Genomic DNA, 19,060 nt, shown 5'->3' with positions numbered 1-19,060 from the left:
GGCCGTCTTACAAATTTTAAGAGTCGTCTTTGACTCATAGGAGATATAGCAATGACTATGCCAATATTCGAAATTAATCTTAAATCATTGTTTTTATTTGCTAAATAAAAAGAAAATGAATTTGAATAAATAAAATACACATAAATTGATGAAGTAAAGTCATTACAAATAATCTCGCCCACGCTTGCTAATGCAATGAATTTGCGCATTTTGCATCATTCAAGTGCATAAGCATCTGGATAAATGAACAAATTGTTTGAGAGACCTGTGGTTGACTTGCCACACCACCCATTTTTGCAATGGCATAATAATTGCTATGGCTTGTATTACCCTCAGGCTTTTCCTGATTCATCATGCCAAAACTTAAAATAGCCTTGATTGATGATGATTCTGAACGTGCAGAATTCGTCAAAAAAACATTGATCGAACATCAGTTTGACGTGGTTGCCTGTCTGATCACGGACCAACTGAATATTTTTTACTTACAACAAATACAAGCAGATGTGATTTTATTGGACATGGATCACCCGCAACGGGATGTCATCGAAAGTTGCGTCAGTCAGTTTGATTTACCGACTGTTCTTTTTACCAAAAACAGTCATCAAGACACCATTAAAAATGCCATAGATGCAGGGGTCACGGCGTATATTGTCGATGGGATTGATCCAAACAAACTCGATAGTATTTTGCAGATTTCCATTCAACAATATAAAAAGCATAAAAAGCTTGAAGCTGATTTAAAAGATACCAAAACCAAACTCGCTGACCGTAAAGACATTGAAAAAGCAAAAGTTTTACTCATGAAATTACATCAGCTTAATGAAGAACAATCCTTTCAGTTGCTACGAAAAAATGCCATGAGCCATCGTATGACCATTGGAGAAATGGCACGCAGACTTATTGATGCGCAAGCACTACTACAAGGTCAAATAAAGGATGCAGAATGAATCATTTAGAAAAAACAGATATTCAGTTGGGCTATGTCCCGCTTTTGGACTGTATTGCACTGTTATGGGCTCAGCATCAGGGTTATTTTGCTGAACAGGGTTTAAATGTGACTTTGGTCAAGGAAGCCTCTTGGGCAAGTTTGCGTGATCGTTTGGCTTTTGGTTTTTTAGATACAGCACATTGTTTATCGGCAATGCTGCCAGCAGCCATGATGGGTTCAGATCACATTGGCATTCCCTTGCAAACGCCGTTGGTATTAAGTGTCAATCGTGCATTTATCAGTATCAGTCAAAAATTATGCTTTGATTTAAATATTTCAACACAAGATAGCCCAAAACAATCTGCTGAAAAAATTGTACAGGCAATACAACAACAGCAAACTATTCATCTTGCACATGTTTTTAAACATTCAATTCATCATTATTGTTTAAGAGAATGGTTGGCTTTGGCAGATCAACACATTGCACAGTCAGCAAAATTGCTGACTTTTCCACCACCTTATATGGTTGAAAGCATTGCCAAACATACGATTGATGGTTTTTGTGTTGGAGAGCCTTGGAATATTCAAGCTGAAATTCAAGGTTACAGTCATGTCATTGCTGAAAGTAAAGCGATTATTCCAGAAGTTGCAGATAAAGTTTTGGCGGTCACACAAGATTGGGCAATACAATATCCTGCAACGCTCAATGCACTTTGCACAGCGATCATGAGGGCACAACAGGATTTGCAACAGATGTCTACAATTGATTCTGCGATTAATATTAATGAAGTGTGGAAAATACTCGTTGACTATAACATTATTCGTTTTGATTGTTCTGAGTCAGTTCATGTGCCTGAATTTCATAAAATTCAACATATTATTCAGCATTTTGTACCGCAGGAGGTTACACCCAAAGCCTCAGATTTTGAATGGATGATTGGACAAATGCAGAAATGGGAGCATGTAAATCTTGATCATCAAAACATTTCTGAGATTGCACAACGATGTATTGTAAAATAAAATAGATGCTTTAGTTTCTCATTAATCTGATACTAGGATTGCAAAAGAAGATACCATACAAATTAGATATGTTTGCTCCCTCAGCCCCAAGGTTTTAATCCGTATACGTAGCTAATTCAGTCTTTAAGAAATTAATCAATTGTTGTACGTTCAATTTAAATTATCTGTCTAGGTAAAGGATCTATGATTATTATCAGCAAAGACTCTTATGAAGCCTACAAAAAAACACAAGATATTGATATAAATATATAATTCTCTTATATCGAACCCACCTGCCATCGTTGCGACAATTAAATTATTTGACAGTTGATACTGACCGATATACATATATATTCATACATTTTAAGTTAGTCATAGTATACTGCATCAGCTCACTGAGCTCATCCATTTCTAGGTGTGTTTTCATCAGTATGAAAAAAATTGGTCAACAAAAAAACCTTCTCCGTTCACTCTGTTTAGTGTCACTTGCTATAGGTTTAACTGCTTGTGGTAATGGTTCTTGGTGGTCACATGATGATGAACCGACTTTAGAAAGTGATCAAATTCGTAAGCTTATCCCTAGTCGTGTCAATGATCGTAAATCATGGGCGCAAGATATTTTTGATATATCTGAAGAATTAAAAATCCCGAAAACTAAAGAAAATATTTGTTCAATTATCGCGGTAGTCGATCAGGAATCTAACTTTATTGCCAATCCCAATGTCCCAGGATTAGGGGCGAAAGCAGTAAAAGAAGTAAGCTCACGTTTACAAGAAAAATTTGAAGCGAAATTAGGAACAACCATCGGTGGGCCAATTGCAGGTTATTTTCAGGATGTGTTAAAGAACCAACCCACACCTGAAGACAATTACTTAAAGCAGATGAGTCGAGTAAAAAATGAGAAAGAGCTTGACGTTCTTTATCGTGAAATATTTGACTATATGACTAAACATTATCATATCAGTGCATTAACTGGTGCTGCCAAATTTGTTGGTCAAGATTTTGCTGAAAAATTAAACCCGATTACCACTTTAGGTTCGATGCAAGTACACATCAATTACGCCAAAGATCATAAGCGTACTAGTATGAGTACCAATGAATTACGTGATGACTTATATACTGAGTTTGGTGGGCTTTACTATGGTATCCATCGTTTGATGATGTATCCAGCAAAGTATGATAAGCCAATTTATCGTTTTGCTGATTATAATTCAGGGATGTACTCAAGTCGTAATGCTGCTTTCCAGAAAATGATCGAGAAAGTATCTGATATCGATTTAGATCTTGATGGTGACCTCTTATCTTATGATAAAAATGGTGACCCACGCCCTGCGATGACCACAACTGAAAAAGCACTCACTACTTTATTTTCAAAAAATAATGTATTGGTCACACCTCGTCAGCTACGCAATGATTTAAAACAAGAAAAAGAAGACAGTTTCGAAAAAACACAAACATATATCGCGGTGTCTAAGCTCTACCAATCCAAAACAGGTAAAGAGCCAATCTATGCTATTATGCCTGAAGTGGTGATTTCTGGCCCTAAATTAAGTCGCGATTATAATACAAACTGGTATGCAAGCCGCGTAAACGGACGATATGAAACATGCATGCAACGAGCAAAACGTATAAAAACCTAGCCTTATTTGATTTTGATGGTACCTTGTGTAAAAAAGACAGTTTCACAGGGTTCATCTTTTACGCTTTGTCAAAACGCCATATCGTTAAACAGGGTATTAAAATACTCCCATGGATTCAGGCGTATTATTTAAATATCTACCCTGCTCATGCGATGCGGATTAAATTATTTAAATCCATGTTTAAAGACGCAAATGCCGCTGAAATTTTAGATCTTACAGAGGATTATTGCTCTCGCTTAATTGAACAACTCGATCAATCACTATATCAACGACTGATCGACCATCAGAATCAAGGTGATGATGTCGTTCTGGTTTCAGCCTCAGTCGATATTTATCTTGAAATGATGTGTCAAATTTTAAAAATCGACCTGATTTGTACTGAAACAGAAATCATTAATGGTATTTTTACAGGTAACTATTCCACGCCTGATTGTAGTTGTGAGCAAAAACGCATCCGTATTTTAGAAAAATATGATCTTAATCAATATGAAAATATTTATGCTTATGGTAATAGCATAGAAGACAATGAAATGCTGAGCCTAGCTGATTTTAAATATATGGTCGGAGAAGATCAGAATTTACCAAGATTAAATAGTGCTCGAAAATTAGCTTAATTATAATTTTTTCAATTACATAAACTAATATCTTAAATAAACATTTAATACGCGAAACAAATCTCCGCTTAATTTTTAATTCAAGCTGAGTGATTAACTCGATTGAAATAAAATAGTTTGCTATAAATAAAAATATAATTCCATTTCAAATACTAAAAATGAATCATTCCAAAAATAATCTACTCAAAGCCTTACATACTGTCCTATCAAAAAATGTATTGGGTGAAAAGCAATATATCAGCCGTTTTAAAGGTTTTGTCGGTGAACTCAATTTCCATGAATGGGTAGGTCAAAATCGAGATATTTCAAACTTTTTCACAGGTGGTTATTTCATTCCCAAACTACCCAAATCACGTTCGATAATCAATCCGATCTATTTTACAGTGAGTTCGGATCATCCTGATCGCTATATAAAAATCTATGATTCACTCTCAAAATTACCCTGTGAACATTTATATTTTATACAGTGGGATAAAAATATCCCTTTTGATCAATGGCATATTTCAGAACAAATTCTTTTCAATGAAAGCCTGAAAACACCTAAAATAAACGTATTTCAATACGATCCCACGACACATCATTTCCATAAAACAAGCTTAGAAACTTTTTTAAATCATTTCCCGAGCAGAGTAAATACAATTCAACCTCAACAAATTTCACAATCAATTGTAAATCTCTGGCAAGAAAAATTAGTAGGTTTTAAATTTGAATATTTACTAGATCTATATGTTCAGCGGCTCATTTTTGATGGCTACATTGGCTATTCAAGAGTACATGGCATCCCGAGTGATATTGATGCGATTGCCTATAAACCTGATACACAAAGCTATACGCTCATCGAGGTTAAAGAAAAAGATTTAAGCAAAATGCACCCTCAAGGCTTTGGTATGGATATAAGCCGAATTAAGGACTTAACAGATCTCAGCACGGCTACAGGTTTAGCCATAAGCTATGTTGTAAAAAGAATCGACAATCAAAAAGATCGAAATTTTCTAGAATGGAAAATTATTAGTCTTCAAAATTTTATCAATCATTTACAAGATAGGACAATCCAAGGAGGATCAGGAATGGGATTTGAAAATGGGCACTACCCTACGCAGATATGCCCATATCAATATTTCAAAGACTTAAAATAATAAAAATGCTTTCTATCATTTTATTATTTAAAACAAATCATTATGTCAATTTTAACTTAATAAATAGACATGTGATTACGGTGAATCATTTCCAAAGAACGTGCTTCACCTAAGACCTGATGGACTTTATCAGAAGCCAAACCTTTGACGATTTCAGCTGAACGCGAGCTGAAATTCACTCGACCAACCGCAATACGATGACCATGTGTATCGACACATTCCACCACATCACCACGCTCGAAATGACCTTCTACAGCTTTAACACCGACGGGTAATAAACTACGGTGGTTTTCTTTAATCGCTTTCACAGCACCATCATCAATTACCAAACGCCCTGCGGTTTGTAAATGTGCAGCAAGCCATTGCTGATGTGCAGTTACACGGTCATCATCGGTGATAAACAAAGTACCAAGCAATTCACCCGCCATTAAGCGAGCAAGGACATTATCACTTTCACCACTGGCAATGAGTGTAGGACAACCAGACTTCGCAGCCAAACGAGCAGCACGTACTTTGGTCAACATCCCACCACGACCAAACTTACCACCACCGCCAGCCATATCAAACAGCGATTCATCCATTGCACGAACTGTATCAAACAATTTTGCATTTGGATTTGAACGAGGGTCTGAATCAAACATACCTTGTTGATCTGTGAGAATAATCAATAAGTCGGCATGCACCTGACCTGCAACCATCGCAGCAAGTGTGTCATTATCACCAAAACGAATTTCATCGGTCGATACTGTGTCATTCTCGTTAATCACAGGAATCACCCGCCAATCAATCAAATTTTGCAATGCGTCACAAGAATTTAAATAACGACGACGATCTGCTAAATCATCATGGGTCAATAAAACTTGTGCAGTTTGAATGGCATGATTTTCTAAAACACTAGACCAAGTTTGAATCAAGCCCATTTGCCCAATGGCAGCACAAGCTTGTAGACTGGGTAGATCGGTGGGTCGATTCTCAAGCTTCATACGAACCATACCTTCAGCCACAGCGCCTGAAGACACGAGAATAATCTCATGCCCTGCATTGTGTAGATCTGCAATTTGTTTCGCCCAGTGCGAAATTGCATCCAAATCTAAACCTTGCCCATTTGCTGTGAGTAAAGATGATCCGATTTTAACAACGATACGTTTTAAAGCCTTGAGCTGACGTTGCCCATCTACCACTTCTATCATCTTGTCCTCAGTTGTACGCTTGATTAACGTACGTAATACACTTCCATTTCGCCATCGTCACCATCATCGTCCTCATCATCATCTGCCAATAGACCAGCCAGACGTTGTTGACGACGCATTTCACGATAAGCTTCTTTTGCGGCAATTGTTTGTTCACGTGTTTCAGCTTCAAGCTGATCACGGAATGCTTTCACTTTTGCAGCATACTCTGGATCTTCTGCTTCCAACTCACGTTGTTGCTCGATTTGATCCATGAGGTAATACACAACTTCTTTTGTGCCCTCAGACATTAAGCCTGAAGTTTTAAATACTGGACCATCCCATTGTAATTCTTCAAGAATATGGTTACACCATTCTTCACGTTCGGACTCTGGTAATTGATCCAATTTATTGAGTACAAGTACTACAGGTAATTTTGCCAAAGTTGGTGAGAACTTTTTCAATTCTTCCAAAATTGCTTTCGCATTATATGCAGGATCTGAACCATCAATCGGTTGTACATCGACAATGTGTAGGAGAATACGTGTACGTGCCAAATGCTTAAGGAAACGAATCCCTAAACCTGCACCTTCCGCTGCACCTTCGATCAAACCAGGAATATCTGCCATCACGAATGAACGATGACGGTCAGCATCGACCACACCAAGGTTAGGAACCATGGTGGTAAATGGATAATCTGCAACTTTTGGTTTTGCAGCCGATACCGCACGGATAAATGTTGATTTACCCGCATTCGGCATACCCAATAAGCCTACATCCGCAAGAACCTTAAGTTCTAAACGAATTTCACGGAATTCACCTTTAAAACCGTGAGTACACTTACGCGGTGAACGGTTGGTTGATGATTTGAAATGTGTATTTCCTAAACCACCATCACCACCGCCTGCAACAAGTACCTTTTGACCATTTTCAATTAAGTCACCAATAATATCGCCAGACTCGGTATCTACAATTGTCGTTCCCACTGGAACATATAGAGTAACGGATTCACCACCACGTCCAGCACAGTTTGCGCCAGCACCATTTTTACCACGTTCAGCGCGAAATTTACGGGTATAACGGTAATCTACTAAGGTACTGGTATTGTCGTCAGCTTGAATATATACGCTACCACCACGACCACCATCACCACCATCTGGACCACCAAATGGTACGAATTTTTCACGGCGAAAACTGGCTACGCCATTGCCACCGTCGCCAGCCTCTACGGTAATGACTGCTTCATCAACAAAGCGCATGCTGCCAATCCTCTGAAATCTTTAAAACCGCATATTCTGCCATATTTTGAAAAAATTCTCGAATAGTATTCTTCAGCAAAACATGAAATTTGCTTTAAATTATTCTAATTTCACAAAGATTTTTTAAATTCAATTTTATTTCAGTCGATTCCAGCCAGATTGAATGGTAAATTCAATCTATATTTGCTTAAACGAATCTCTCGATTCCACCATCACATCATCCAAAAATAACTCAGCTTTCATATATAATTGACATTGCCCCGCTATCTCAACTCGATCATTTTCTAATAACTTACAATATAAAAGTCCACCACGTTGTGAAGCTTGATATGCTGTTAAAGATGCTTTATCAAAGTGAGGCTGCCATAGGGGAATTAATGAAGTGTGCAAAGAACCCGTAACAGGATCTTCATCAATACCCATTGACGGAGTGAAATAGCGTGAAACGATATCAACATTGTTAAATTTCTGATCAAATAAATCATTTTTGGCTGTAATCGCAACACGACGTCCACCCAATTGTTTTATTTTCTCAAAATCAGGCTGTTCTTTTAAAATGACTTCGGTAGATGGATAAACCACAATATAAGCTTGCGGATTGATATAAACTTCTGAAAAGTCATGCGACAGTGCTTGTTGCAATAAATTAGGAATATCATCGAGTAATGTTGGCTTTTGCTGCGGAAAGTTCATCACAATAAAACCATTTTCAGCTTTTCTTACATAAAACTGTCCTAATTCAGCCACATGAAATGTAATATTTTCCAGTTCAGGGTTTTCTCTAAAAATAATAAAACTCATAGCCAAAGTGCCATATCCACAAAACTGTACTTCTTTCACAGGAGAGAACCAGCGAATTTCGTAATTCTGCCTAGTGACCTTTGTAGCGAAACTGGTTTCAGACAGATTATTTTCAAGTGCGATTTTTTGCATTAAATCATCATCTAACCATTCATCCAACAGCAAGACTGTTGCAGGATTTCCTGCAAATAATTGATCTGTAAAAGCATCAACTTGGTACATTGTCAGCATATTTTTTCCAATACTTGTTATTACATTCCATTCTAAAATCAAATATAGAATATTTTGTTTCAATCAAACATTTGTTGTTTTATTGATTTGTTTCTAGAATCTCGAAACTTTTTTAAATCACCATGGAAAATTCTATTGTCTATCGTCCAAATTAGTGCTGCGCTTGGACCCGCAGAATGTGAACTCGCTGTAAAATACACTTTGCAAGAAATGGAAAAAGAAGCAAAACTTCAAAAAATAGAACTCAACATTATTGAAAGCCACGAAACAAAGTATGGTTATTCTTCAATTCTTTTAAATGTGAATGATCATGCAAAAAATTAGCTGAATAATTGGCTCGGTACGATCCAATGGACATTTCAAAGTAAAATTCGACCAAATCATAAACGTAAAAATTGGTTTGTCGGTGTTTCACTCATGGTAGTACCACAACAACTTACGACTGATGACACCATTATCTTCCAAGCATGCCGTGCTTCAGGTGCAGGCGGGCAACATGTTAATACCACTGATTCTGCCATTCATGCGACACATGTTGCTTCAGGAATTAGTATAAAAGTCATGTCTGAACGTAGCCAACATGCCAATAAGCGTCTTGCAAAGGAATTGATTGCTTTGAAGCTCCAACAACAATTGGAAAACCAACAAGCCAATAATAAGCAAGCTCAACATCAACAGCATGCATTGGTTGAACGAGGAAATGCGATTCGATGTTTTAAATTATAAAATCGAAACAAAAATGGAAGCCGAAGCTTCCATTTTTGAATCTTTAAATCAAGAATAAATTAAGCATGTGCTTCTTTTGATTCTTCAAGCATTTTACGATCCACTTCTTCAGGATTGTTCAACGCTTCATTCAGTTTAGCTGTATCCAATTTGCCTACCCATTTTGCAACAACAATTGTTGCCAATGAGTTCCCCACCAAATTCGTTAATGCACGCGCTTCAGACATGAAACGGTCAATACCCAGAATCAACGCCAAACCTGCAACTGGAATATGACCTACTGCTGACAAAGTCGCAGCCATCACAATAAAGCCTGAACCTGTTACACCCGCAGCACCTTTAGAAGAAATCAATAACACTGCTAGCAATGTAATTTCATGCCAAATATCTAAATGTGTATTGGTTGCTTGCGCAATAAAGATCGCAGCCATCGTTAAATAAATAGATGTACCATCAAGGTTAAATGAATAACCAGTCGGAATAACTAGACCAACCACAGACTTTTCACAACCTGCAATTTCAAGCTTTTTCAACATACGTGGTAACACAGATTCTGAAGAAGAAGTCCCCAATACAATCAATAACTCTTCACGAATCATGCGGATCATTTTTAAGATACTGAAACCACAGATACGACTGATCGTACCTAAAATGATGAAAATGAATAGCAAACAGGTAATATAGAAGCAAACAATCAATTGTCCAAGTTGAGCAAGACTGCCAATGCCGTATTTACCAATCGTAAATGCCATTGCACCAAACGCACCGATTGGCGCAAGTTTCATGATCATATTTACAATGTTAAAAAATACATGTGCAATCTGATCAATAAACTTCAATACAGGCTTACCAGCATCGCCTAACTTGTGTAATGCAAAACCAAATAACAATGCAAATAAAAGCACTTGCAGAATTTCACCTTCTGCAAAAGCTCCAACGACTGTATTTGGAATAATATGTAAGAAGAATTCAACTGTCGATTGCGCAGCACCTGATTCTACATACTTTGAAATACCAGATGTATCCAAAGTCGCAGGATCAATATTCATTCCCGCACCAGGTTTAGCAACATTGATTACCACCAAACCGATAATCAGTGCAATTGTTGACACAATTTCAAAATATAAAAGCGCAATACCACCCGTTTTACCGACTGATTTCATGCTTTCCATACCAGCAATACCACTGACAACAGTACAGAAAATCACAGGAGCAATAATCATTTTGATGAGCTTAATAAAAGCATCACCTAAGGGTTTAAGTTGCTCACCTAAACCAGGAACAGTTTTCTCAACACCATTGATTAAGTGCGTGGTCGTTGGGAAATAATGTCCCACGATTACACCTAAAATAATGGCAATAATCACTTGAAAATAAAGTGACTTATATAGAGGTTTCTTAGCCATGATAATTAATTCTTTCTCTATTTCTTTGTGAAGAAATATTCAATGTTAATGCCACCTAAATGTTGTCCATCTCTAAACCCCCTTTTAATTCAATTAAAAAGAATCTAGAAAACCTTATTTTTTAAAAAATAAAAGCCCATTTAGAAAACCTCAGCTTTCTAAAGGAAGGACAACAAATAACGATGTTTAAGATCTATTCTCTATTACGCGATAAGCCAATAAGAATAAACGCAGCACAGGAGATGAAAAATAAAACACAATTCGTATGACATTTTAATTAATTTTTACTCATCAATCTCAACTCAAATGTTAAAATTGCTTAATAATTATTCAATTTATGCTTAGACCTTAGTCTAATACCAGCTATACCTATGTCATTTCAAGCATTTGTGGCATAGTGTAGAGGACAGTTTTTTCTCATCTTCGCCTATCAAAAATGAACACAAAACGTAATCTCTATAAAGACTTTGAACACCCTTTTGCCCAATTTGTCAGAATCGTGGGAAAAGGAAAAAATGGTGCACGATCACTCACTTATGATGAAGCATACCAAGCTTTTTCAATGATTTTGAAAGATGAAGTTTTAGATGTTCAACTCGGGGCATTTCTCATGCTACTCCGTGTCAAAGAAGAATCAGTAGATGAACTCACTGGCTTTGTCCAAGCGACCAAAGACCAATTGAATTTTCAAACTCTGGATGTGGGTCTAGACTGGTCATCTTATGCAGGTAAACGTAAACATTATCCGTGGTTTTTATTGGCTGCACTGACCTTAGCCAAACACGGTTATAAAATCGTGATGCATGGTGCTTCTGGTCACACCATGAATCGTGTTTACACCGAACAAGTTTTAGAATATTTAGGCTTCCCCATTTGCCAAAATGAAACTGACGTAAAACAACAACTTGCTCAACATAATTTTGCTTATTTACCTTTAGGTGTTATTTCACCCGTCTTAGAGGATTTAATTAATCTTCGCAATGTCATGGGACTACGTTCGCCTATTCATACACTCGCGCGCTTAATCAATCCATTTAATGCCAAAGCGACCATGCAAGCGATTTTCCACCCTGCTTATCGTAGTTCGCACCAACAGGCGGCTTTTCAACTGGGCTATAAAAATAGTGCTGTGATCAAAGGTGAAGGTGGAGAATTTGAACGTAATCCGGATGCGAAGACATTGATCTGTGGGATTAAAAATGGCGAATTGTATGAACATGAACTGCCAAAACTGACGGATAATCGCAGCCCTATAGAAGAAGAACTTGATTTAGCTGTATTCAAAGCTGTTTGGGAAGGTACGCAAAACCATGAATATGGTGAAATCGCGGTACCTGAAACAATGGGAATCGCGCTATATACCATGGGTGTTGTAAATAGTTATGAAGAAGCAATGCTCACTGCCCGAAAACTTTGGAAAAATCGCTTCTAACTACCAACAACAATCACCGTTTGAATTCTATAAATATTTCTAAACGTAAAAAGAGTTGGATTAAAGCCAAATCCAACTCCTCTTATTCATACAGTTTCAGCCAATTAGCTTATTCATCAAACCTACTAATTGACTTGCTCAATGACACGATAAATGCTGTCACTTTCACGGCTTTCAAACAACAACTCGATACTGGGTAAAATCTTTTCACCTTCAACAATAATATGATCAATTTTTTTAAACAATGCTAAACCTTGCGCATGCTCCTGTTCATGCAAATTATTGAGCCAAGCCATAGCATTGACCTCATTACTATATTGATCTTTGACTTTTACGGTGATCATCTGATTCATTGCTCTTCCCTCTTTTTTTAATCCTGAGTTTTTATAGCATGACATGAATACGAGTTTTCATAGGAAGATGTTAGATATTATGGCAATGTTAAGACTTGGTAAGCTTGTATCAAAATCATAATAAAAATTAAGAAATTACAGTGCATCACTTTTGTAATAGTGGGACTTTAAAATTATTTCATTAGATTTCAAAATTGAAAAAGCTCGCATTTCTGCGAGCTCTTTAGGTTGGAAAGCTAGTACTTATTTCTTGTTTAGACTGGAGCTATAAACTCAATAAGCTGTCATTGATCTGTCCAACTATAATAGTAGCCTCATATGGTTAATGACCTACTGTAGTTTTAATATAGTCAGTAATCATTTTCTTAGCAAGATGCGGTAACACTATTCAACTTTATTACAGCAATATTGAAATTGAAAATTTGTAAAATTGGAGGATAATAATGCACGTATTCAAAACACCTATTAATAAACATCATTTTAACTACTTTAAATAAAAAGCTATGGATAAGAATAAAAAAGACTTTTTTATCGGACTTGCGATCATCATCGTATTCATCTTTTTATATAAAATTGGATGGATCACCACTTTGCGCCCGATGCGTCATTATTAAATGCTATCTTGATCACAATAGCCTCATTTAACTTCACCATTCATTAATCCAATAATTTCCAATCTCGTCCAATTTGCACAAAGTTAGGTAACTTATCACTTTGCATGACATTATTCTCTTGATCTACAGCAAACTTTGTCCATAGTTCAATTTGATCTGGATCAATCATTTCATAAAAGGTAAATTCACCAAGTGCAGCTTCTAAGGCTGTATCATTTGCAACAAGGTCATGCAAAGCACCACCTTTTATTAATGGCGATGGTTCGACTAGAATGCATTCACCTTTAATTTTGCTACCACTTAAATCAAAAAAAGAAAATTTCATTGTTATTTTCACTTAAAATTAAAATTTAGAGGAATATAGCACATAATTGATCAGTAATTATGATTGCTTTTATGGCAATCTACGCAAGATAAAAGTTTTGCTGAACACATAGAATTCATTTTACATTTGTACTGATCCAGCCATACTTTTGTTTATCTTCTTTTATCTTGAGTAAAAATGAAAAGAATCAACTCTTTGATTAAATGAAAGAATAAAGGAATGTTAAAAATAAAGACGATCACCATAAATATGATCGCAATCATTGATAATGCTAAATCGAAATTCGCCAGTTGTTCTAATGGTTCTGTATAGACGTTTAATAGCAAAAATAGTGCGAGGGTGTTAATCAATAGTAATATGCTCACAATAACTGCGTACTTTTTATTTTCAAAAGATATTTCATTCAAAAACAATGTCATTATTGATCCACTATAAGCACATGATATCAAAGTGAAATACAACATAAATGTAAATGATTTCAATAAAGGCATTAGATTTAGCGCAGCATAAGCAATAACAAAACCAAGAATAATTTTGAATATCACTGTAGCGATTCTTTGCATATTCTATGAACCAGATGAATTATCGTTTTATTATTTTTAGTGTCTAAAATGGTGCGCCCAGCGGACACAAGAAATATAATATAAGTATATGTTTATTAAATATAAAATATTATTGATTTTGAAATATACCGTATTAACTACCGCAAAAAATAAAAGTGCTTTTGTTTTTCTTCTTTTGATAGGATCACTTTATCACAAATAAAAGAAACTTAAAAAATGGAGCCATGGCTCTACTACTACCTAAAATTCAATCTTAAATTTTTTGGCTATACGGAATAAGTGGTGGAAAGGCTCTTAATTAAGAGCCTTCAATAATTGATTAAGAGCTTCATCATTTGACTTTAAATCATGCTCAATTTTATATTTTTCTATAGTTTCTAAGCTTTCTTTTGAGAGCCAAAGATCTTTCCTCACAAATCCTTTTTCTAACATTTCTTGACGTTGTTTAGCTTTACGTTCTGCTGCTGTTTGAGCCATTTCATTATTCCTTAACTAAAATTGATTCACGGCCAAACATATGGATAATAAAGACAGCACCTTGCTCATCATGATCTTCACAACCATCAAAACCCATTTTTTTAGCACACTCACCGCGACGAGCTTGAATAAACCAATCTGCATCAGCATCACCAAAGTCATGATTCCAAACACTATCTGAGCCGTCCAATAAACTTTCAGCATCATCCAAATCAATTCCAAAGCGTTCTGCAATTTCAGAAATCACTTGATCGTCATGTAAATCACAAGCTTCAATAAATCTCATTTCTTCAGCATCAATTGAGTAAGTGATAGTTTCACATGCAGACATTTCATAGACATTTGTGGAGAAAAATAAGCAATCATCAAAATTGCCAAATTTTGAAACTTTCTCAATTTTGTTTGGGCTTGTGTGGAATAACTTCATTATCAATCTCCTTGTCTATGTATTAATTATACAGTGTGACCGCTCACAATGAAAGCATTAATTTAGATCTTTTGATATGCCAGATAAATGGTCGTTTCCACACGTTATTCCGCATAGCCAATTTTTTAATTGTCATATTTTAAAATGATTTTATATACATAATACGCAAGTTTTATTGTTGTTTTGGCTAAATTGTCATTACAGTTAAATATTTTATATAGAAATTCCGACTAAGTTAAAGTGAGTGTGTTTGGTTGAAATTCAGATATGACTAATTATATAGTTTGTCAACCAATCTAGCTTTTTTTGACTTTTTAATAGTTTTTTATTCCAAAATTATTCCTGAGAATAAAGCCCTCACTTGAGAGCCTTAATCTTTGCATCATTCAAAGTACTACATTCATTGTATTTAGCGACAGTATCAACAACCCATAATGTAATTTCTTTACCTTGCCCTGATTCCAATTTAAGAAGTTTAGGGCAAGGGATCATTAGATTAGCTGGAATTGTCGGAGATAAGTGAGTTGATGATGCGCATGCCGTCATCATCAATACAAACATTGTTATAAACAGGACGCTCAACGATCTTTTGCACTTCACGTGTAACTGTTTCGACTTTGACACGTTGCTCTGATTTAAGTTGCTCATAGTCTGCGCTCACTTGATTGACTTCATTTTGTTTTTTGATCAATGCTTGTTGTTGATCGTCTTTGAGTTTTTGAATCTTGGCTGTGCATTTCTGTTCAGCATCTTGGAGCTTTCCACTTAGATGATTTGTGTAAGCAATTTGCACTAGGTATAAAACAAAAAAGACCGCAATTGCGATCCAGTGTTTGAATTTCCAGAGGATAATCATTGAGCACCTATACATTTTTTATGTCGTTCGAGTTGCCGAGTCCAGACGCCCCAACAGTTATTTGATCGTATCGAACAGTCTTTTTTCGCCACATATTTCCATTTCAGTAATGCATCGCATGCCTGCCGATGCTTACCCTGCTTCAAGTTGCGAAGCATTGAACTGTTGTTCCAATTCGCTTGTCCAAAGTTGTATGTGAAATCTAAATATGTGTCGTATTCAACTTGAGTTAGCTTCACACCCTGCAACGACTTGCGAAAAGCGATTTCATCTTTGGCAACGTGGGCTTTAGAGATTTGAATCGCGCGTTCTTTTGTAATTGGCTTGTCAGTCATTTTGACTCTTGTGCCATTTTCATACGAAGTAGATCCGATACCAATTGTGGGGACTTTTGCGCTATCTAAATATGGTTTAGATACGAATCCCTCATACTTTTCCAAGCCCACAAAAAAAACCGCCGAAGCGGTTAATCCCACCGCCCAAACCTTAGTCTTTGACATTGCACTCATCCTTTAATTTTAAGATTCTTAATTGATGTTCAGATTTGCGCATTTCGTGCTCTACTTTTTCACGTCGATTTTTTGCAATAGCAAAGTACAGTTGAATAAATAAGCCTATTAACGCCACACATAAACCACCCCATGCGATAACATCAACTTTGGCTAAAAATGCGAAGAATGATGTAGCTCCACTTCCAACCGTTACTTTTTGAGTTATTGCTACAGCACTCGCTTCAATTGCTGCCTGAGTTTCAGACATGTAACCCCCTATTTTTGGCAATAAAAAAGCACCCTATTGGGTGCTGTGAGATATAAAAAATTAAACTAAAGGCGCTTCATACTTATATGGATGATCAGCAGGAAGATTAGCTGTCAATCCATACTTGTGAGCAGCCCAACCGAATAATTTTTCTCGATCTAAGGAAATGTCAGAATTTCCAGTCAACATTGTTGCGCATCTAATACGATTTTGGCTATTACTATTAATAAACTGTATTGATGATCCGTTATTATTGCTAAATACAGTTTGTGAAGGAGTCGATATAAAGTCTGTATCTATCTTACCATCTACGAAAATTTTAATCCCTTCTTGCAAATCAACTTGAACTAAGAGCATTTTCCAGCTATTGAATTTTCGTATATTTGGTGAATATGCATTCCATGTGCCACCGCCGTTAGAGTGTGTGTTAACAACATATCTCTGGAAATCAATACGATATGCACCAACCTCAAAGCGACTATCCCCAATATTATAAAAATACCCTTCTATGCTCTCATTTTCATTGATTAGCATGAATACATAAGCGAACCTCTTGCCATTAAATTGACTTGCTGCCAATGTTGATGAAATCAATCCGCTTTGATCCGACACAAAGAATTTAGAAGATATGGTAGCCGCATTTTGCATCAACATACCAACAGAAGAAGTGAAATTAAATCCATTTCCTGATTTGTCATGAGCAGTAAATATCTTGCTATTTGCATCTGGAACTTCGTCATTTGCATCTAACCAAATTAATTTACTTAAATATTCAGGCGTCCATAGCTCAATAGAAGATTTAATAAAACTATATTCAAATCGCTGAAATGACTCGAATCCATCTCTTTTTGAGAAAATTTCAAGTCTATTATTGATCGCCATTTTACTTTTCAAAATAGAAAACGAATTGGATATGTTATCTGCTGAATCTACGATATTATCGTTGTCTGAATCCTTTAACTCATAAGAATAAGTCACTCCATTCTCTTTAGTTATACCCTCGTCAAACCAACCGATTATATTACCGCCTGTTTGTTGCCCTCTGTTCCTGTCAACAAAATCAATTTTAATATCTTCGATTATTTCAGCTTCTGGATAATACTCACCATTAATTTTCACATTTGCGGGTGGATAAGGTCGAATAGCACGTGCGTTAAACTCAACAATTTTTGCACTTGAAAAATCAATATTTTCCATTGCGCTTGGCGTTGTTGTTAATACTCGATACTTAACATCTTCACTCTGAATGTACTGCGTTGAATCAACACCGCTGAATTCATCTGAAAAGAAAATAGTTCCACTTACGTGTTTATGTGGAACAGTATCCAATGCGCCACGCTTAACAGTTATTTCATTTGTTAATTCATTAAATGATTCATAAACCATAATTTCATCATTTAAAATAACCCACGTTCCACTTGTTGCGCCTGTAAATTTAGATGCATTAAATTCAGTATTTTTTACCTTAAATACAGTTTCTATATAACCAATTTCTTGGTCTAAATAAACCGCAGGACAGTAATTCACAATGCCGACTTGTTGAAAGTTAATTGAGCTTCCTGTAGCTCCGTCCGTATATAAAACCGCGTTTAGTGAATTGTTTTGTGGTCTCACTGCGGAAGCAATCAGATAGCCAATTTCAGGCGAATTATTTAATTCAAGATCAACCTGTGTCTGTGTATATTGCTGAACTGCCTCATAATAAGGCATTTCAAATGCAGTATTTAAATTAGGCAATGGTGATAATCGGTTATTAATTGGCTCATCTGCATCAGTGTTTGAGTAATCGATATTTGAATATAGAATCACTTCGATAAAATCAATAATAACTGTATTATTTAGCCCATCCCCTAAATTAATATTCATTACACGAACAGGTAAATCAATTAAATTTTTATTTAGCCAACTTAATTTAACAACATCATATTTATTAATATTTCTCGCTTCCACAATGCCAGTTTTGAAAGAGCCTTTCCAAGTTGGTGAAGATAACTGTTTTAGTTTCCAGTTTCCGACTTTTTCAGCATTAGTACGATTCATGAAATATGGAAAATCGACATTATCAGAAACATCAAAACCACGTGTTCTTTGCAATCCATTTTCATATAATAAAAATGAAGAGTTTTTAATTAAATTACGATCGTAATAAGACACGTTAATTGAACTAATAGCTTCATCTATATTTAAAATATCAAACTCAATATTTTTAATATTGCTTTCATTGAATTTTAAAGCTGTGTCAAGATTAAGCATGTCATCACGAAATAGAATGACTTCATATAATCCAGTTTGACGATTTATTCTTAACCCGCCCTCAATATGATAACAAAGCTCATCTAATGCTT

At 35.9% G+C, this 19,060-nt stretch carries 19 protein-coding genes and 1 pseudogene; 8 read left to right on the top strand and 12 right to left on the bottom strand.

Features of this window, described 5'->3' with window-relative positions:
- Nucleotides 1-353: 353 nt before the first annotated feature.
- From EXE10_RS05950 to EXE10_RS05930, 5 genes are all read left to right on the top strand, one after another.
- Complete coding sequence (locus tag EXE10_RS05950; protein WP_130112703.1) at nt 354-947, top strand: ANTAR domain-containing response regulator; 594 nt, start codon at nt 354-356, stop codon at nt 945-947.
- Nucleotides 944-1,948, top strand: coding sequence for an ABC transporter substrate-binding protein (locus EXE10_RS05945; RefSeq protein ID WP_130112702.1), 1,005 nt, complete (start codon nt 944-946; stop codon nt 1,946-1,948). Before EXE10_RS05950 ends, EXE10_RS05945 begins: the two co-directional genes overlap by 4 nt.
- A 410-nt stretch (nt 1,949-2,358) precedes the next feature.
- Nucleotides 2,359-3,567, top strand: a complete 1,209-nt coding sequence (locus EXE10_RS05940) for a DUF1615 family protein (RefSeq protein WP_068973967.1) — start codon at nt 2,359-2,361, stop codon at nt 3,565-3,567.
- On the top strand, nt 3,534-4,181 hold the full coding sequence (locus EXE10_RS05935; RefSeq protein ID WP_130112701.1) for an HAD-IB family hydrolase: 648 nt from the start codon (nt 3,534-3,536) through the stop codon (nt 4,179-4,181). The genes EXE10_RS05940 and EXE10_RS05935 overlap by 34 nt, the downstream gene beginning before the upstream one ends.
- A 158-nt stretch (nt 4,182-4,339) precedes the next feature.
- Entirely contained in the window at nt 4,340-5,317 is a 978-nt protein-coding gene (locus EXE10_RS05930; protein ID WP_130112700.1) for a hypothetical protein, read from the top strand.
- Between the two features lie 56 nt (nt 5,318-5,373).
- On the opposite strand, the gene proB is transcribed toward EXE10_RS05930, so the two are convergent.
- From proB to EXE10_RS05915, 3 genes are all read right to left on the bottom strand, one after another.
- Entirely contained in the window at nt 5,374-6,507 is a 1,134-nt protein-coding gene (gene proB, locus EXE10_RS05925; protein WP_130112699.1) for a glutamate 5-kinase, read from the bottom strand.
- A gap of 23 nt (nt 6,508-6,530) precedes the next feature.
- On the bottom strand, nt 6,531-7,745 hold the full coding sequence (cgtA, locus tag EXE10_RS05920) for an Obg family GTPase CgtA (protein ID WP_068973963.1): 1,215 nt from the start codon (nt 7,743-7,745) through the stop codon (nt 6,531-6,533).
- 177 nt (nt 7,746-7,922) lie between these two features.
- The gene (locus EXE10_RS05915; RefSeq protein ID WP_130112776.1) at nt 7,923-8,774 is read right to left on the bottom strand and encodes a PhzF family phenazine biosynthesis protein; all 852 of its coding nucleotides are present in this window, start codon (nt 8,772-8,774) and stop codon (nt 7,923-7,925) included.
- Nucleotides 8,775-8,912: 138 nt separating this feature from the next.
- Between EXE10_RS05915 and EXE10_RS21870 the strand changes: the two genes are divergently transcribed.
- Together EXE10_RS21870 and prfH are read left to right on the top strand one after the other, a co-directional pair.
- Complete coding sequence (locus tag EXE10_RS21870) at nt 8,913-9,101, top strand: hypothetical protein (protein WP_228256789.1); 189 nt, start codon at nt 8,913-8,915, stop codon at nt 9,099-9,101.
- Nucleotides 9,102-9,503, top strand: a complete 402-nt coding sequence (gene prfH / locus EXE10_RS05910; RefSeq protein WP_228256791.1) for a peptide chain release factor H — start codon at nt 9,102-9,104, stop codon at nt 9,501-9,503. It abuts the gene before it with no gap.
- A gap of 59 nt (nt 9,504-9,562) precedes the next feature.
- On the opposite strand, the gene EXE10_RS05905 is transcribed toward prfH, so the two are convergent.
- Nucleotides 9,563-10,909: a dicarboxylate/amino acid:cation symporter gene (locus EXE10_RS05905; protein ID WP_130112698.1), complete on the bottom strand. Its 1,347-nt coding sequence runs from the start codon at nt 10,907-10,909 to the stop codon at nt 9,563-9,565.
- A gap of 436 nt (nt 10,910-11,345) precedes the next feature.
- On the opposite strand from EXE10_RS05905, the gene EXE10_RS05900 reads away from it, so the two are divergent.
- Nucleotides 11,346-12,341, top strand: a complete 996-nt coding sequence (locus EXE10_RS05900) for a glycosyl transferase family protein (protein WP_130112697.1) — start codon at nt 11,346-11,348, stop codon at nt 12,339-12,341.
- Nucleotides 12,342-12,466: 125 nt separating this feature from the next.
- Here the strand turns inward: EXE10_RS05900 and EXE10_RS05895 are convergent, their stop codons facing one another.
- The 8 genes and pseudogenes from EXE10_RS05895 to EXE10_RS21430 all read right to left on the bottom strand — a co-directional run.
- Nucleotides 12,467-12,694 (bottom strand): hypothetical protein, encoded by a 228-nt coding sequence (locus tag EXE10_RS05895; protein ID WP_068973959.1) that lies wholly within the window; start codon nt 12,692-12,694, stop codon nt 12,467-12,469.
- Nucleotides 12,695-13,351: 657 nt separating this feature from the next.
- The gene (locus EXE10_RS05890) at nt 13,352-13,633 is read right to left on the bottom strand and encodes a hypothetical protein (RefSeq protein WP_130112696.1); all 282 of its coding nucleotides are present in this window, start codon (nt 13,631-13,633) and stop codon (nt 13,352-13,354) included.
- A gap of 857 nt (nt 13,634-14,490) precedes the next feature.
- Complete coding sequence (locus EXE10_RS05885) at nt 14,491-14,673, bottom strand: hypothetical protein (protein WP_130112695.1); 183 nt, start codon at nt 14,671-14,673, stop codon at nt 14,491-14,493.
- Nucleotides 14,674-14,677: 4 nt separating this feature from the next.
- On the bottom strand, nt 14,678-15,100 hold the full coding sequence (locus tag EXE10_RS05880; RefSeq protein WP_130112694.1) for a hypothetical protein: 423 nt from the start codon (nt 15,098-15,100) through the stop codon (nt 14,678-14,680).
- Between the two features lie 496 nt (nt 15,101-15,596).
- Nucleotides 15,597-15,956 carry a hypothetical protein gene (locus tag EXE10_RS05870; RefSeq protein WP_171478491.1) on the bottom strand — a complete coding sequence of 120 codons (360 nt, stop codon included), beginning with the start codon at nt 15,954-15,956 and terminating at the stop codon, nt 15,597-15,599.
- A complete protein-coding gene (locus tag EXE10_RS05865; RefSeq protein ID WP_130112692.1) occupies nt 15,953-16,456 on the bottom strand; it encodes a lysozyme in 504 nt (167 codons plus the stop codon). The genes EXE10_RS05870 and EXE10_RS05865 overlap by 4 nt, the downstream gene beginning before the upstream one ends.
- Nucleotides 16,443-16,715, bottom strand: a complete 273-nt coding sequence (locus tag EXE10_RS05860; protein ID WP_130112691.1) for a holin — start codon at nt 16,713-16,715, stop codon at nt 16,443-16,445. The genes EXE10_RS05865 and EXE10_RS05860 overlap by 14 nt, the downstream gene beginning before the upstream one ends.
- Before the next feature lie 60 nt (nt 16,716-16,775).
- Nucleotides 16,776-19,060 (bottom strand): annotated as a pseudogene (locus tag EXE10_RS21430) (phage tail protein); the annotation flags it as partial.

The organism is Acinetobacter sp. WCHAc060033, assembly GCF_004209125.1.
GTDB classification, from domain to species: domain Bacteria; phylum Pseudomonadota; class Gammaproteobacteria; order Pseudomonadales; family Moraxellaceae; genus Acinetobacter; species Acinetobacter wuhouensis.
This window is presented reverse-complemented; position numbering and strand designations above follow the sequence as displayed.